This window comes from Herbaspirillum sp. VT-16-41 (genome assembly GCF_001994935.1).
In the GTDB taxonomy this organism is placed as follows: Bacteria; Pseudomonadota; Gammaproteobacteria; order Burkholderiales; family Burkholderiaceae_D; genus Herbaspirillum; species Herbaspirillum frisingense.
This window is the reverse complement of the sequence record NZ_MUXB01000215.1, coordinates 1-425: the sequence shown is the minus strand read 5'-3', so window position 1 is coordinate 425 and position 425 is coordinate 1. Positions and strand designations below refer to the sequence as shown.

General features: G+C 52.5%; 1 protein-coding gene. It reads right to left on the bottom strand.

The window, feature by feature from the left end; all coding sequences use genetic code 11:
- The coding region (locus BTM36_RS26580; protein WP_139347306.1) for a hypothetical protein at nt 1-240 on the bottom strand (240 nt) is incomplete at its 3' end.
- Nucleotides 241-425 lie beyond the last annotated feature (185 nt).

Here is a 425-nt window from a genome sequence, read left to right as displayed (position 1 = left end):
TTCAGCGCCGGCACTGCCGCGATCGACAAGCCATTTGGCGACGTTTTCGATGTCCTTCTTGAAAACCGAGCGATTGTCTTCAAAGCGAAGCAGGTTTTCGAGGAGGACTTTCATGGAGAAGGGAAGCTTGGAAATGCCTTCCAGGCCGTTTTTCTCAGCTTCGGTCAAGCTGTAATAGACATATTCCTTATCCCCTACGGATAGGGTTTTACGGCATTTGAAACTGTCGATTTGAGACATGTTGCGTCGTCCTTATGCTACTGGCCTCACCCGGGACGAACGCCTTTGCCGCGTTTCAAGGACGCGCTAAGGTGCGGGTGCAGTCATTTCCACTGTCCGTCCCGCTACAGGTCCGAAAAGGCGCCCGTATTGAAGATCGGCCAAAAATGGTTTCCATGCCGACCGCTGGCATGGTTGACTGCTAT